Genomic DNA, 13,777 nt, shown 5'->3' on the forward strand with positions numbered 1-13,777 from the left:
ATAATAACGTCTGCAGTAAGTGAAAATAAAGGAGAAGCAGGGTGGATATTGGAGATCAAAGATTCTGGAAGAAGTTAGGAAAACTGGCTGCGCCAATCGCACTGCAGAATCTGATGCTGGCATCTGTTGCCGCTGCGGACGCGTTGATGCTTGGACGTGTGACACAGGATTCTATGTCAGCAGTATCGCTGGCAACACAGATTCAGTTTGTGCAGAACATGGTACTTGCAGCGATTGTTTCCGTGATTGTGATTCTGGGGGCACAGTACTGGGGCAGGCGAGATTCGAAGACAGTGAATGACATTTTCTGTATGGGACTTCGACTAAGTGTGGCAGCATCGCTACTCTTTTTTATCGGGTGTGTATGTTTTCCGCGATATCTGATGTTGATATTTACTAACGAAGAAGCGCTGATTGTGATCGGCAGCAGATATCTGAGGATTGCAGGATGGTCTTATCTGTTGACTGGAATCTCGCAGTGTTATCTGGCTATTATGAAGGTCAGCGAGCATGCATTGCAGACCGCGATTGTCAGTTCCGGAGCAGTTTTTATTAATATTGTGTTAAATGCGGTGTTTATCTTCGGTCTCTTTGGAACTCCGGCAATGGAGGTACAGGGAGCGGCACTGGCGACCCTGATCGCAAGGATCGTTGAATTGATATGGGTATTGAGCTATTCTTTACGGAAAGGATATATTCATCCGGAATGGAAACGCCTGTTTCATAGAAATAAACTTCTGGCAGCAGACTTTCGCAAATGCCTGCTCCCGCTTCTTGGTGCAAGTTTGTTCTGGGGAGTCGGTTTTACATCCTATTCGGCATTTATGGGACATCTTGGAACAGATGCTACTGCCGCCAACTCAATTGCGGCAGTGGTCAGAGACCTGGTATGCTGTCTGTGCAACGGTCTTGCCAACGGAGGAGGAATTCTGGTTGGAAATGAGCTTGGCGCCGGACATCTGGAGCGTGGAAAGCAGTATGGAGATCGTCTGGCAAAGATCGCATTTCTGACAGGCTTTTTATCGACGGCAATCATGCTGGCTGTAACTCCGTTTGTTACAGGCTTTGTGAAGATGACGGATCAGGCAGAACGATACTTAATCGGGATGATGATCATTATGGCGTTTTATATGATCGGACGTACCGTGAACACCATCGTGATTAACGGGATATTTGCAGCCGGTGGGGATACTGTATTTGATATGTACAGTCTTGCAGTCTGTATGTGGGAGATTGCGATTCCTCTGGCAGCAGCAGGAACATTCTTCCTGCATTGGCCGGTTCTGGTGGTGTATGCATGTACCTGTCTGGATGAAGTCGGAAAGATTCCATGGGTCATGTATCATTACCGCAAGTACAGATGGGTGAAGGATCTGACACGGGAATTTGAAACATAGAAGAAAAAAAATCTTAAGAGAATCTATAAAAATGTAAAGGGGATATAAGAAATGAAATCAGAATTTTATCAGGGAAATCGTAAGCGGCTGTATGAAAAGCTTCCGGCAGGATCTATGCTTGTATTGTTTTCAGGAGAGGAAGTTACAAAGACGAATGATGAGTACTATCCGTTTTTGCAGATCGCAGTTTTGTCTATTTGACGGGACTGGAATGCAAAGAAGCTGCGCTTTTCGCCATGAAAGATGCGGAGGGATCTGTCAGTGAGCGTTTGTACATATTGCCGCCGGATATGATGAAAGAAAGAAAGATGGACCGGTGTTCGTGAGAAACCACAGGAAGCGTCGGATATATCAGGAGTTGAAGAAATTCGTTTCTGCACGGACTTTGAGTCGGATTTCCGGAAAATGTCTGCAAATGGCAATTATGGGTCTTTGTATCTGGATCTGTATCGTGTCAATGCTTCCGATATTGACCGTCCGGCACAGAGATTTCTTAGATATGTACAACAACATTTTCCGTATCTTCAGATTGGAAATGCGAATATCCTGATCCGTGAACTGAGACTGATCAAGCAGCCGTGTGAAATCAAAGCTTTAAGAGAAGCAGAGAAGATTACAAAGACTGGTATTCTTGCAATGATGAAAAGTTCCAGACCGGGCATGTATGAGTATCAGTATAAGGCGGAATTTGATCATGCGCTCGGTCAGTTTGGACCGAAAGGACCGGGATTTCCGTCGATTATCTCTGCCGGAAAGAATAACTTCTGTATTCATTATTATTCATATCACGGACAGGCACAGGATGGTGATATGATCCTGAATGATGTGGGTGCAGAGATCCGCAGATATAATTGTGAGCGATTGAAGGATGCCGGTGCGCTTGATTCCTATGACGAGATCGGAACCTATATGTGGCATGGCGGTGCACATCATATTGGATTCGATGTTCATGATGTGGTAAGGACACCGGATGTCGTCGCACCGGGTATGGCATTCTGCATCGATGTGGGAATTTATCATGAAGAATGGGGCATCGGATTCCGTCTGGAGGATAACTGCCTGGTAACAGAGGACGGATGCGAGAACCTGTCGGCAGATATCCCGAGAACAATAGAAGACATTGAAGCTGTGATGAATGAATAAAAAAGCTTGACGAAAGACGGATTCATTCTTATAATACATACAAAACAGATAGGAAAACTTGGAGGAACGCTTATGAAAAATCCACTTCATTATCAATTATCGGAATATGATTGTGGACCGACGTCAATGTTGAATGCCATCAGCTTTTTATTTGATCGAGAAGAGATATCACCGGTCATTATTCGCAACATCATGCTATATTGTCTGGATTGTTACGACGGAAACGGTATTATGGGCAAGAAAGGAACCTCCTGTGCGGCGATGATGTTTCTCAGTAACTGGCTGAACGGATTCGGAAAGATTGGGCAGCTGTCGGTGTCCAGTCAGTATCTTGCAGGTAAAGACGTCTGGATTGGTAAGGAAAGCCTGGTGAATGATGCATTGTGCCGGGGCGGAGCTGTAGTGATTCGTCTGTATTATGACTGTGCACATTATGTTCTGTTAACAGGAATACAGGATGGCAGGATTCTGATGTTTGATCCATACTATGTGGAAGAAAAGTATGAAGAACCAGGAATTGTGCAGGTGAAAGAACAGCCCTTCCATTATAACCGAATTGTAGATGAAGAGCGGTTTAACCGCGAAACAACGGGATTATATGCCCTGGGACCGGAGGGTGAGAGAGAGGCCGTAATTATCTATAATGACCGCACAAAGAAGACAATGGAAACAACCATCGAATATTTTATATAATGGAGAAAGAAGGAATCAAAAGAATGAATCAGTATATCAAACGGGAAGAAGCATGGAAATTATTATTAAAATATAATCAGGATTCCTTTCACCTTCAGCATGCGCTGACGGTAGAGGGCGTAATGAAATGGTATGCAGTTGAACTTGGATACCCGGAAGAAGCAGAATACTGGGGAATCGTCGGGCTGCTTCATGATATCGATTTTGAACAGTACCCGGAAGAACATTGTATCAAGGCCCCGGAACTGTTGCGTGAAGCCGGAGTAGGGGAAGATATTATTCATGCAGTCTGCAGTCACGGGTATGCTTTAACGGTAGATGTAAAGCCGGAGCATGAGATGGAAAAAGTCCTGTATGCAGTAGACGAGCTTACGGGGCTGATCGGTGCCGCGGCACTGATGCGTCCGTCAAAAAGTGTTCAGGATATGGAAGTGAAGTCCATTAAGAAGAAGTATAAAAGCAAAAACTTTGCTGCAGGATGCTCCAGAGAAGTGATCGAGCGTGGTGCGGACATGTTGGGATGGGAACTGAACACGCTGATAGAAAAAACCATTGATGCGATGAGATCCTGTGAAGAAGAGATACAAAGAGCGATGAAGGAGATGAAGGAATAGAGGAGACATACTCCTCTATTTATTTTTTCATTGAAATATCCACAATATTTGTTATACTGAGAAACAGTAAAAAGTAAGTACTATCTGGGGGAAATCATGGTCAGTGAGAAAGTAACAACAGAAAACAGGATTGAGAGCCAATTTGCACGATATGTCTCTCAGAACATACTGGGAATGATCGGGATATCTGCCTACGTACTGGCAGATACCTTTTTTATCTCAAAAGCAGAAGGTGCAGATGGAATTACTGCGCTGAATCTGGTGCTTCCGATCTATAGTCTGATCTTTGGAGTCGGAGCGATGATCGGAGTGGGGGCTGCAACGAAATTCAATATTCTTCGGGCAAGGAAAGACAAAAAGGCAGATGAATTTTTTTCAAATGCGCTGATTTTTGCGCTGATCTTTGGAATCGTGTTTATCAGTGTGGGGATATTCGTACCGGGAAAACTGATCACATTTCTTGGAGGAGATGCGAAGATTGTCGCAGTAGGTACCTCATATACCAGAATCTTTCTGTTATTTGCTCCATTTTTTATGGGAAATCACATTTGTAATGCATTTGTAAGAAATGACGGAAGTCCGTCTCTTGCGATGCAGGCGACACTTTTCAGCAGTCTGTTTAATATTGTGATGGATTATGTGTTGATGTTTCCGCTTGGTATGGGTATGGCGGGAGCCGCGCTGGCAACTGCGTTTTCGCCGGTTGTGGGAATTCTGATGTGCTGTCGGCATTTTTTCTCGAAGAGGAGCACTATTCGATGGGTATGGCGCAGACCTTCACTGAAACGGCTGATCGAAGCATGTCAGCTTGGAATGTCGGCGTTCATTGGTGAGATTGCTTCCGGAGTGACGACGGTGATCTTCAACTTTCTGATTCTGGAACTTGCGGGAAATAACGGGGTAGCAGCGTATGGAATCGTTGCAAATACGGCAATCGTCGCGACTTCCATATTCAATGGTGTATCACAAGGGTCACAACCACTTTTTAGTAAATGCTATGGAAAGGGAGAGAGGGAATCCGTAAGAAAGATTCTGAAAATGGCAGTTGGAACAGCGATCGTGCTTGCGATACTGGTTGTTATGGTGACCAATATCTTTACAGAACCAATCGTGCATGTATTTAATAGTGAGCAGAATGAACAGATGGCGACATATGCGTTGGAAGGTGTCAGGCTTTACTTCATAGGATTCCTGTTTGCGGGCTTTAATATGGTGGGATCTGGATATCTGGGAGCAACTGAGAAGGCAGGATGGGCATTTTTTACCTCAGTTGTGAGAGGTGTACTTGCAATCAGCATGTGTGCATATATACTGTCCCGGTTGATCGGAATGACCGGAATATGGCTTGCATTTCCGGCGGCAGAACTTCTGACTGCCGCCTTAATGATCGCTGCGATTCAAAAAAGTATGTAATTTATGAAATTATATTGACCAACATAAGGATCAGAAGTTATGGAAAGGTGCTGGTCGTTAGACACTGTCCCCCTTTCGAACAGATCTACAAAAGCAGTCCCATAACATACAGATCGTAATATACGCCGTCTACACGCGTTTGATTACGCATACGCCCTTCAATCTCAAATCCAAACTTTTCATACAGCTTTACAGCAACTTCATTTGCGCAAAGAGTATCCAGCTGAATTCTTGTGGTAATTCCGTTGTGTTTGCAGAAATCAATCAGCTGACGGATGATCTCACTTCCGATTCCTTTTTTCGGATACTTTTGTGCGACCACGATTCCAAGTTCGCCCTGATGGCGGGATTTGATCTTGTTGCCGGAATGGATGGTTCCAATGCCGGCAATTTCCGCTCCGTCCATGGCAAGGACCATGATACTTGCCGGATGTGCATTGGTAGCCAGAATGTCTTCCTGCTGCTGTTCTTCGTTCATTGGATATTCATCCTTTTCGAAGCTGAGATAAAATGTCTCTCCGCCTACGTAATTGTAGAAGTCTACAATCTTTCCGGCATCCGTAACAACGGCTTCACGATAGATAATATTGCCTGTTTCACACATGATACGTTCTTTTGTGTGTATGAAAAAATTAATCTTCCGCAACAATACTGATTCCGGTACCGTAAGCTTTTGGGCCAACATGGCATCCGACACTGTAAGATAATGGATCAAAGTATACAAAGGAACCGGGGAACGCTGCTTCCAGCATCTGTTTCCACTCATTTGCTTCGTCTGTCGTCAGATTGGCACCCGCTGCACCGATCATGAGACGGTCTGCCGGAACATCTGAAAAACGGGTTTTTCTGTCATTTTGCAGAGCCTCCACCATCCTGGATTTGCATTTTTTCATGCCGCGAAGCTTGGCAAATGCATCCAGTTTTTCGCCCTGAATGGTCAGAAGAGGCTTGATATTAAGAACAGCACCCAGTGCAGCACCTGCAGGTGTAACTCTGCCGCCTTTTTTCAGGAATTCCAAAGTGTCCACTGCAATATAGATGCTGGAGTTATAAGCATCGGCTTCCAGTTCTTTTTTGATCTCTTTTGCAGAGAATCCTTTGTCTGCAAGTTTTTTTGCATGAATCACAGAAGCCTTCTGGGTAACAGAGATTCTGTGATTGTCAGCCACCATGACCTTGCCGTCATAGTCTGCAGACAGACTGATTGCGGTATGACAGGAAGTACTCAAGCCACTGGACATTGGAATATGGATGATCTCATCATATCCTTCTTCCAGAATCTGATCCCACATATCCATAACGCTGGCCGGGGAAGGCTGAGAAGTAGATACATCTTTTCCGCTTTTTAAGCTTTCATAAAATTCTTTCTCTGTAAGGTCAATGCCTTCGTAGCGTGTCTCTTCATCCATGATAACAGGCATGGGAAGAAGAAAGATTCCCATGGATCTGGCTTCCTGCTGGCTGATTCCGCTGTTTGTGTCTGTCATAACAGCTGTTTTCATAGGTGGAAAACCTCCTTTGTTGATATATTTTTAATCGATTCGTTCCTTTCCCCAGAAGAATAGTGCAACAGTTCCGGGACCTGTGTGACTTCCGATGGTAGTACCGACACTGTAGATCTCAACACGTCCGTTTAACTTTGGAAAACGAGATTCTACCAGGTCAGCAACGGCTCTGGCATCTTCATAACAGCCGGAATGTGAGATGTAGCATTTTCCGGAATAATTCAGTCCATTGTCAGCATATTCTTCCATTTTATCTACAGTTGCACGAATGACTTTTTTCTTCGTGCGGATTTTGCAGCGTGGGATCAGATGGCCTTCATGATCCATATTTAACAACGGGCATATATTCAGAGCACCGCCAAACAATCCGGCTGCTTTGGAGATTCTGCCGCCTTTTACATAGAATGTCAGATCGGTAGAGAAAAACCAGTGATTCAGATGCAGCTTATGTGTTTCTGCATAATCCCGGACTTCCTCGATGCTTTTGCCTTCGTCACGAAGATCAGCCAGTTGATCCATCAAAAGGCCATAACCGGAAGATGCTCCAAGAGAATCAACGATATAGATCTTACGGTTCGGGTAGCGTTCTTCCAATTCGGACTTTGCGATCATGGCTGAATTGATGACACCGGAGATTCCCGAGGAGAGACATACGTGAAGGATATCTTTTCCCGCTTTCAGAAACTCCTCAAAATACGCTTCAAATTCATCTGCATTGACTTGAGAAGTCTTTGTCTCAGCACCATCAGCCATTGCTTTGTAAAACTGGTCGAATGGAATCGACTTGCCAAGATCATCGGCATATTCTTTCCCATTTAATTCAAAATGGAAGCAAATATAAGAAATATCGCGTGCTTTAAAATGTTCTTCTGTAAGGTCTGCTGTGGAACAGCAACTGATAATAAAATTACTCATGTTTATCATACACTCCTTTCTGGAAATCAAAGAAACTTCAAGTATTCTAAACATCAAAATTGTAACATTTTCATGCAACAAATTCAACATTTCCACAAGGAACAGAAAGAAATCTCCGAAAATTATGCTATACTGACTGCAGAAATAATAATATCTAAAAAATATTATATGAGTGGAGGATAAATATGAGAATGCATATGGAAGAATGCAGATTATGTCCGCGAAATTGTAAAGTAAACAGAAATAAGGGACAAACAGGATACTGTGGAGCATCTGAAGAACTTGTTGTTGCCCGCGCTGCTCTTCACATGTGGGAAGAGCCCTGTATATCAGGAACTTCCGGATCCGGAGCGGTGTTCTTTTCCGGATGCCCCATGCGCTGCAAATTCTGCCAGAATTATCAGATCGCAGCTTCGAAAAGAGGAAAAGCCATATCGATCGAACGGATGGCACAGATCTTTCTGGAACTTCAGGAAAAGGGAGCTGCTAATATCAATCTGGTCACGCCGACACATTACACTCCGCACATCATAGAAGCACTGGATATAGCCAGAGACAATGGTCTGCATCTTCCGATCGTATATAACACCAGCGGATATGAAAAGCCAGAGACATTGAAAACACTGGAAGGATACGTAGATATCTATCTTCCGGACTTTAAGTACATGGACAATGTACTGGCAACGGAATATTCCAATGCTCCGGATTATCCGGAATATGCAAAAAAGGCACTGAAGGAGATGGTAAGACAGACCGGAACACTGAAGATGGATGAAAGAACCGGGATGGCACTTTCAGGCGTAATCGTACGGCATCTGGTGCTTCCGGGACATGTAAAAAATTCAAAAGCAGTACTGCGATATCTGTATGAGACCTATGGCAACCATATCTATATCAGTATTATGAATCAGTATACGCCGATGCCGCAGGTCAGAGAATACAAGAACCTTAGTCGTAAGGTAACAAAAAGAGAGTATGAAAAAGTCATGGAGTATGCATTGGAATTAGGGATAGAATGCGGATTTTTCCAGGAAGGAGATGTGGCAGAAGAAAGCTTCATCCCGGAATTCGATAACGAAGGAGTATAAAAATCCCGTCACAGGATATCGAGCTTTAAACAGAACAATCATCGATAGTTACAAGAAAAGCTGAGGTAAGCGAATCAGCGTCGAAGCGTTCTTATAACTATCGATGATGTCAGGCTTAGAATCATCTCATAAATTGATTGATCACATGAAGTACTCCGTCCTCATCATTGGAGCGCGTTACATAATCTGCCTTCTCCAGCACAGCTGGCTGGGCATTGGCCATTGCGACTCCAAGTCCGGCGGTCTCGATCATGGTAATGTCATTATACCCGTCTCCGCAGCAGATCATCTGCTCTGCAGTAAGACCGATGCTCGTCAGCAGCCGGAGCAGAGAATGTGCCTTATCGATACAGGGCGGCATGACTTCCAGGAAAAACGGGTCGGAGCAGTAGATGTTGAGTGTGGACCGGAAATGATCTCTTAACCGCTTTTGAATCTGCTGCAATACTTCGGGATCTCCGGGGATCAGAATCTTATTGGATTCCTTCGGGATGTACTGCAGGAAGTCTTCCCCGACGCAGTCGATGGGTGTGTGATTGATAAAGGACTCCAGTTCGGTGTATTGATTTGGACGAAAGCCGGAGATCAGTCTGTCCGGAGGATATGCAAGGATATCGATTCCGGTATCTTTGTATTCACTGGCAATCTGATATACAGGTTCGAAGCACCAGGTCGGAAGTGTCTTGTTGTAGATGGCGTTACCGGTACGGCAATCGGTAATCCGGGCACCGTTAAAAGACAGAATATAGCTTCCGTATGTTTCCAGATGCAGCTGCTTTGCAAGGGGGAGAACTCCTCTGGTAGGACGCCCGCTTGCAAGAACTACTTTCTTTCCGGCCTTCTGTATGTCAATGAGTGCTTCTAAAGTGGGTCTGGTAATCTCTTTTTTGGAGTTGGTAAGTGTACCGTCCAGATCGAGAGCTAGTATCTGATAATCCATAGTCATTCATTCTCCTGTTATAGGTTGGTCAGGGCGTCTACAATCTCTGGGAAATGCATTCCATGAGAAGCTTTGACCAGAATATTGTCGCCTTCCTGAAGAATATCACCCATGGCGTTCAGGAATTCAGTCTTATTGGCAAACCAGAGCGCTTTCGTGACAGTGCCCTTTTTCACAGCGCCGTCTATCATCTCGCGGCAGAGATCGCCGATTCCGCACAGCAGATCAATGCCATGTTCAGCTGCGTACTCTCCAACACTGCGGTGAAGTTCTTTCTCATCTTCTCCAAGTTCTCCCATATCTCCAAGTACAGCCACTTTTCTTCCGATTGCCATATTCAGCACATCAATAGAAGCCATCATAGAGATTGGGTTGGCATTGTAGCAGTCGTCCAGAATGATCAAACGATCCGTCTTTATGATGTTGCCTCGCCCCGGAATGGAAGGAAGTCCTTCAATACCGGCTTTGATCTCATTAGCCGTCAGTCCAAGGGCATAGCCTGCAGCAGCACCTGCAAGGGCATTGCTGACCATGTGGATACCTGGAAGTGGGACGATACAGTCGAATGAAGTGCCGTCTTTTAAGGTGATGGTACATGCAGTTCCGCGAAGTCCCAGTGGTTCTATATTATCTGCGCGGAATTGGCAGTTGTCGCCCTGCCCGAAGAAGACAGGAGACACGCCTTTGATCGGACCGACATTGGCGAGAAGGTCATCATCGCCGTTCAGAATGATGGTTCCTTTGTCTTTCATATCCTGAATCATCTGTGTCTTTTCCTGAAGGATACCTTCCCTGGTTTTAAAGAATTCGAGATGTGCAACACCGATATTGGTGATAATGCAGATATCCGGGCTTGAGACAGAAGAGAGACGCCGCATCTCACCAAAATGATTGACGCCCATCTCCAACACGGCGACTTCGGTATCTTCCGGCATATCGAAGATGGTAATCGGAAGTCCCCATTCATTGTTAAAATTACCCAGAGTTTTGTGTACTTTATACTTCTGAGAGAGGACAGAAGCAATCATTTCTTTCGTACTTGTTTTTCCTACACTTCCGGTGATTCCGACTACTTTCATGTTGAATGAATCACGATACAGCTTGGCAATATCCAGTAAAGCCTGGCCGGTGGATTCCACCAGTATATATGGATAATCTGTTTCACCGAGATCTTCATGTGATACGACACACAATGCACCTGCCTGAATGGTATCAGGAATAAATTTGTGCGCATTTACACGTTCTCCGTCGATTGCAACGAAGAGATATCCAGGCTGTACCTTGCGGCTGTCTATGACGACGCCTGATACTTCTTCTGATAATTTGCCGGTATCACCGTGGTAAGTACCACGACATGCTTTTGTAATATGTTCTAAGGTAAGGTTCTTCATAATTCATATCTCCTTGCGTCAGAAAAGGCCAGACCTCAGATGTTACTTAAGAGGAAAGGCCAGTTTTTATTAATAGCGTGTTTTAATAGACTCCTGAATGATTGCCTCACAGAGCTCATTGTATTCGTAACCGGCTTCTCTGGCTGCTTTTGGAAGAAGACTTGCCGGAGTCATTCCTGGCAGAGCGTTCATTTCCAGGCAATAGAATTCACCGTCGGAATCATCAATGATAAAATCTGCACGGGCATAGACATCCATGCGGAGAGTTTCAAATGCTTTTTCTCCTGCGTGCTGAATCTTTTCCTGTGTTTCCTGATCCAGAGATACCGGAGGGCAGATCTCCTTGGCGCCGCCGTCCTGATATTTGTTCTCATAACTGAATACCCCGTTCTTCGGGATGATTTCAACGAGAGGGAGTGCTTTGCCGGCAAAGATGCCGCAGGCAAATTCCCGGCCTTTGATATAAGGCTCGATCACAACTTCATCCGTATGGTCGATATCGAAAGACTGGTGGATTGCATCTGCATATTCTTCTTCTGTATGGCAGATATAGACACCGATGCTGGAACCGTTGGAGCATGGCTTAATGACCAGCGGAAGGTAATAGCCAAGATCCTTCAGAGGAGTGTCCTTGGTCCTGATATCGAGAGAAGTTCCGCGGGGAGTAGGAACGCCGGACATTTTGAATATCTGCTTTGCCACCAGTTTGTTCATAGATAATGCACAGCCAAGAGAATTCGGACCGGTGTAATGGATTCCGAGTGTGTCAAAAGTAGCCTGCAGTTTTCCGTCTTCCCCAATGGATCCGTGAAGCCCCATAAAAGTGATGTCCGCCATACGGCAGAGCTCGATTACATTTGGTCCGAGTAGACTTTCAGACTGATCAGGACGCGACTTGCGAAGCGCCTCCAGATCCGGTGCAGTCGTCTTGATTCCCTCAGCCAGTCCAAGACCGGCATCCGGGAGATCGAACACTTCTTCCAGGCGATCGGAATCATACGGAAGTCCAAAGAATGGATCAAGCAGATATGCCTGATGGCCATTTTCTCTCAAAGTACGGCAGATACCTGCGCCTGATATCAGAGATACATCACGTTCGGGACTGAGTCCTCCGGCTAATACAATAATTTTCATAGATTTGTTTCCTTTCTTAGTCAGTCATATTCATTTGGTCTAACAGAGATTTTTTTACTTCATAAAGCTTTGGTGATAAGTCCACATATACCTGATGTGGATAGAAGAGACGCTTGGTTTCTTCCCACAGGGTACTCTTTTCAGCTTTACAATATTCCGCAATCTCTTTTACGGAAGGAGACTGATAGATACATTCTCCATTGCGGAATACGGGTACAAGAATCTCGCGCATCGTATAAGAACCGCCCGGAAGCTTTGTCTTTTTCCAGGTTTCCAGAGGATCGAATAACAACATATCCTCTCTGGTGTCAAAGGTCTCATCTGCAAAGCAGATCAGGTCAGCTTTCACTTTTCCGGTTGCCTTATCGTAGATTCGGAAAATAGTTTTATTTCCCGGATTGGTTATCTTTTCTGTGTTTTCAGAAATCTTGATCTTTGGTACAAATTCGCCTGTTTCATTCTGGATGGCGGCAAGTTTGTAGACGCCTCCGAAAGAAGGGCAGTCCTTGGATGTGATCAGGTTAGTGCCAACACCCCAGGAGTTGATAGCAGCTCCCTGCATCTTAAGGTCATGAAGAAGATATTCATCCAGATCATTGGAGGCACAGATGGAAGCATCTGTAAATCCGGCTGCATCCAGCATCTTTCGGGCTTCCTTGGACAGATAAGCAAGGTCACCGCTGTCAAGACGAATTCCGTATTTCTGGAATTTCTTTCCGGAATCTTTGTATTCCTGGAATACGCGGATGGCATTTGGTACGCCGGATTTTAATGTGTCGTAGGTGTCGACCAGCAAAGTGCAGTTGTCCGGATACATTTCTGCATAGGTCTTAAAAGCAGTATATTCATCTGGAAAACTCATAATCCAGCTGTGGGCATGGGTTCCCATCACAGGAACATCAAACATCTGACCTGCAAGCACGTTGGAGGTACCGACACATCCGCCGATCATAGCTGCACGCGCGCCATACAGACCCGCATCCGGTCCCTGGGCTCTTCGCAGACCGAATTCCATGATACCGTCACCATTGGCGGCAAATACGATACGGGAAGTCTTGGTCGCAATCAGAGACTGATGGTTGATGATGTTCAAAATCGCAGTTTCTACTAATTGTGCTTCCATAATCGGTGCAATCACCTTAAGAAGCGGTTCTTTTGGAAATACAACTGTACCCTCCGGAATTGCATAGATATCTCCGCTAAAATGAAAGCCGCTGAGATAATGAAGAAAATCATCTTTAAAGATTCCAAGGCTTCTCAGATAATCGACATCTTCATAGGAGAAATTCAGATTCTTGATATATTCAATTACCTGTTCGAGTCCTGCACAGACGGAATAACCATTGTTGCACGGGTTTTGGCGGAAGAATACGTCGAAGATGACCTTTTCATTCTGGCCCTTTTCATAATACCCCTGCATCATTGTAAGTTCATACAGATCCGTCAGTAACGTAAGATTTCGTTCACTCATTTTTATAAAAGCTCCTTTTTATACGCCTTTTTTACGGTTTTTTTTCTGTTATTTAAATTACGTTTTATTATAG

At 44.7% G+C, this 13,777-nt stretch carries 14 protein-coding genes; 7 read left to right on the forward strand and 7 right to left on the reverse strand.

All coding sequences use genetic code 11. The features are described from left to right. Positions 1 to 41 precede the first annotated feature (41 nt). The 6 genes from JQM82_RS04235 (at position 42) to JQM82_RS04260 (ending at position 5,260) form a co-directional block, all read left to right on the forward strand. Positions 42 to 1,397, forward strand: a complete 1,356-nt coding sequence (locus tag JQM82_RS04235; RefSeq protein WP_235248788.1) for an MATE family efflux transporter — start codon at positions 42 to 44, stop codon at positions 1,395 to 1,397. A gap of 51 nt (positions 1,398 to 1,448) precedes the next feature. Next, complete coding sequence (locus JQM82_RS04240) at positions 1,449 to 1,598, forward strand: aminopeptidase P N-terminal domain-containing protein (protein WP_235248789.1); 150 nt, start codon at positions 1,449 to 1,451, stop codon at positions 1,596 to 1,598. Positions 1,599 to 1,802: 204 nt separating this feature from the next. Next, positions 1,803 to 2,540, forward strand: a complete 738-nt coding sequence (locus JQM82_RS04245; RefSeq protein WP_235248790.1) for a M24 family metallopeptidase — start codon at positions 1,803 to 1,805, stop codon at positions 2,538 to 2,540. A gap of 72 nt (positions 2,541 to 2,612) precedes the next feature. Then, the gene (locus tag JQM82_RS04250; protein ID WP_235248791.1) at positions 2,613 to 3,233 is read left to right on the forward strand and encodes a peptidase C39; all 621 of its coding nucleotides are present in this window, start codon (positions 2,613 to 2,615) and stop codon (positions 3,231 to 3,233) included. 23 nt (positions 3,234 to 3,256) lie between these two features. Further along, positions 3,257 to 3,847, forward strand: a complete 591-nt coding sequence (locus JQM82_RS04255; protein ID WP_235248792.1) for an HD domain-containing protein — start codon at positions 3,257 to 3,259, stop codon at positions 3,845 to 3,847. 96 nt (positions 3,848 to 3,943) lie between these two features. Then, complete coding sequence (locus tag JQM82_RS04260; RefSeq protein ID WP_235248793.1) at positions 3,944 to 5,260, forward strand: MATE family efflux transporter; 1,317 nt, start codon at positions 3,944 to 3,946, stop codon at positions 5,258 to 5,260. A gap of 85 nt (positions 5,261 to 5,345) precedes the next feature. On the opposite strand, the gene JQM82_RS04265 is transcribed toward JQM82_RS04260, so the two are convergent. Genes JQM82_RS04265 through JQM82_RS04275 form a run of 3 tightly spaced genes read right to left on the reverse strand, consistent with a single transcriptional unit; the run spans position 5,346 to position 7,680 of the window. Next, positions 5,346 to 5,864, reverse strand: coding sequence for a GNAT family N-acetyltransferase (locus tag JQM82_RS04265; protein ID WP_235248794.1), 519 nt, complete (start codon positions 5,862 to 5,864; stop codon positions 5,346 to 5,348). A 28-nt stretch (positions 5,865 to 5,892) separates the two neighbouring features. Next, positions 5,893 to 6,762: a DegV family protein gene (locus tag JQM82_RS04270; RefSeq protein ID WP_235248795.1), complete on the reverse strand. Its 870-nt coding sequence runs from the start codon at positions 6,760 to 6,762 to the stop codon at positions 5,893 to 5,895. A 30-nt stretch (positions 6,763 to 6,792) separates the two neighbouring features. Beyond that, positions 6,793 to 7,680, reverse strand: a complete 888-nt coding sequence (locus JQM82_RS04275; protein WP_235248796.1) for a DegV family protein — start codon at positions 7,678 to 7,680, stop codon at positions 6,793 to 6,795. Positions 7,681 to 7,865: 185 nt separating this feature from the next. Here JQM82_RS04275 and JQM82_RS04280 point away from each other — a divergent pair, with 185 nt between their 5' ends. After that, entirely contained in the window at positions 7,866 to 8,768 is a 903-nt protein-coding gene (locus JQM82_RS04280; protein WP_235248797.1) for a radical SAM protein, read from the forward strand. A gap of 121 nt (positions 8,769 to 8,889) precedes the next feature. Here the strand turns inward: JQM82_RS04280 and JQM82_RS04285 are convergent, their stop codons facing one another. From JQM82_RS04285 to JQM82_RS04300, 4 genes are all read right to left on the reverse strand, one after another. Further along, the gene (locus tag JQM82_RS04285) at positions 8,890 to 9,708 is read right to left on the reverse strand and encodes a Cof-type HAD-IIB family hydrolase (protein ID WP_235248799.1); all 819 of its coding nucleotides are present in this window, start codon (positions 9,706 to 9,708) and stop codon (positions 8,890 to 8,892) included. Positions 9,709 to 9,725: 17 nt separating this feature from the next. Then, complete coding sequence (locus JQM82_RS04290; RefSeq protein WP_235248800.1) at positions 9,726 to 11,099, reverse strand: UDP-N-acetylmuramoyl-tripeptide--D-alanyl-D-alanine ligase; 1,374 nt, start codon at positions 11,097 to 11,099, stop codon at positions 9,726 to 9,728. 69 nt (positions 11,100 to 11,168) lie between these two features. After that, positions 11,169 to 12,233 (reverse strand): D-alanine--D-alanine ligase family protein, encoded by a 1,065-nt coding sequence (locus tag JQM82_RS04295; RefSeq protein WP_235248801.1) that lies wholly within the window; start codon positions 12,231 to 12,233, stop codon positions 11,169 to 11,171. 16 nt (positions 12,234 to 12,249) lie between these two features. Next, complete coding sequence (locus JQM82_RS04300) at positions 12,250 to 13,704, reverse strand: nicotinate phosphoribosyltransferase (protein ID WP_235248802.1); 1,455 nt, start codon at positions 13,702 to 13,704, stop codon at positions 12,250 to 12,252. Between the last annotated feature and the right edge of the window lie 73 nt (positions 13,705 to 13,777).

Origin of the sequence: Faecalicatena contorta (assembly GCF_021531995.1) — a bacterium.
Classification (GTDB): domain Bacteria; phylum Bacillota; class Clostridia; order Lachnospirales; family Lachnospiraceae; genus Dorea_A; species Dorea_A contorta_A.

What these genes read in the sequence shown, in the direction of transcription:
- JQM82_RS04285 (WP_235248799.1), bottom strand. Translation starts at nt 9,708, where the DNA reads ATGGATTATCAGATACTAGCTCTCGATCTGGACGGTACACTTACCAAC.
- JQM82_RS04255 (WP_235248792.1), top strand. Translation starts at nt 3,257, where the DNA reads ATGAATCAGTATATCAAACGGGAAGAAGCATGGAAATTATTATTAAAA.
- JQM82_RS04240 (WP_235248789.1), top strand. Translation starts at nt 1,449, where the DNA reads ATGAAATCAGAATTTTATCAGGGAAATCGTAAGCGGCTGTATGAAAAG.
- JQM82_RS04270 (WP_235248795.1), bottom strand. Translation starts at nt 6,762, where the DNA reads ATGAAAACAGCTGTTATGACAGACACAAACAGCGGAATCAGCCAGCAG.
- JQM82_RS04265 (WP_235248794.1), bottom strand. Translation starts at nt 5,864, where the DNA reads ATGTGTGAAACAGGCAATATTATCTATCGTGAAGCCGTTGTTACGGAT.
- JQM82_RS04295 (WP_235248801.1), bottom strand. Translation starts at nt 12,233, where the DNA reads ATGAAAATTATTGTATTAGCCGGAGGACTCAGTCCCGAACGTGATGTA.
- JQM82_RS04275 (WP_235248796.1), bottom strand. Translation starts at nt 7,680, where the DNA reads ATGAGTAATTTTATTATCAGTTGCTGTTCCACAGCAGACCTTACAGAA.
- JQM82_RS04250 (WP_235248791.1), top strand. Translation starts at nt 2,613, where the DNA reads ATGAAAAATCCACTTCATTATCAATTATCGGAATATGATTGTGGACCG.
- JQM82_RS04300 (WP_235248802.1), bottom strand. Translation starts at nt 13,704, where the DNA reads ATGAGTGAACGAAATCTTACGTTACTGACGGATCTGTATGAACTTACA.
- JQM82_RS04290 (WP_235248800.1), bottom strand. Translation starts at nt 11,099, where the DNA reads ATGAAGAACCTTACCTTAGAACATATTACAAAAGCATGTCGTGGTACT.
- JQM82_RS04245 (WP_235248790.1), top strand. Translation starts at nt 1,803, where the DNA reads ATGTCTGCAAATGGCAATTATGGGTCTTTGTATCTGGATCTGTATCGT.
- JQM82_RS04260 (WP_235248793.1), top strand. Translation starts at nt 3,944, where the DNA reads ATGGTCAGTGAGAAAGTAACAACAGAAAACAGGATTGAGAGCCAATTT.
- JQM82_RS04280 (WP_235248797.1), top strand. Translation starts at nt 7,866, where the DNA reads ATGAGAATGCATATGGAAGAATGCAGATTATGTCCGCGAAATTGTAAA.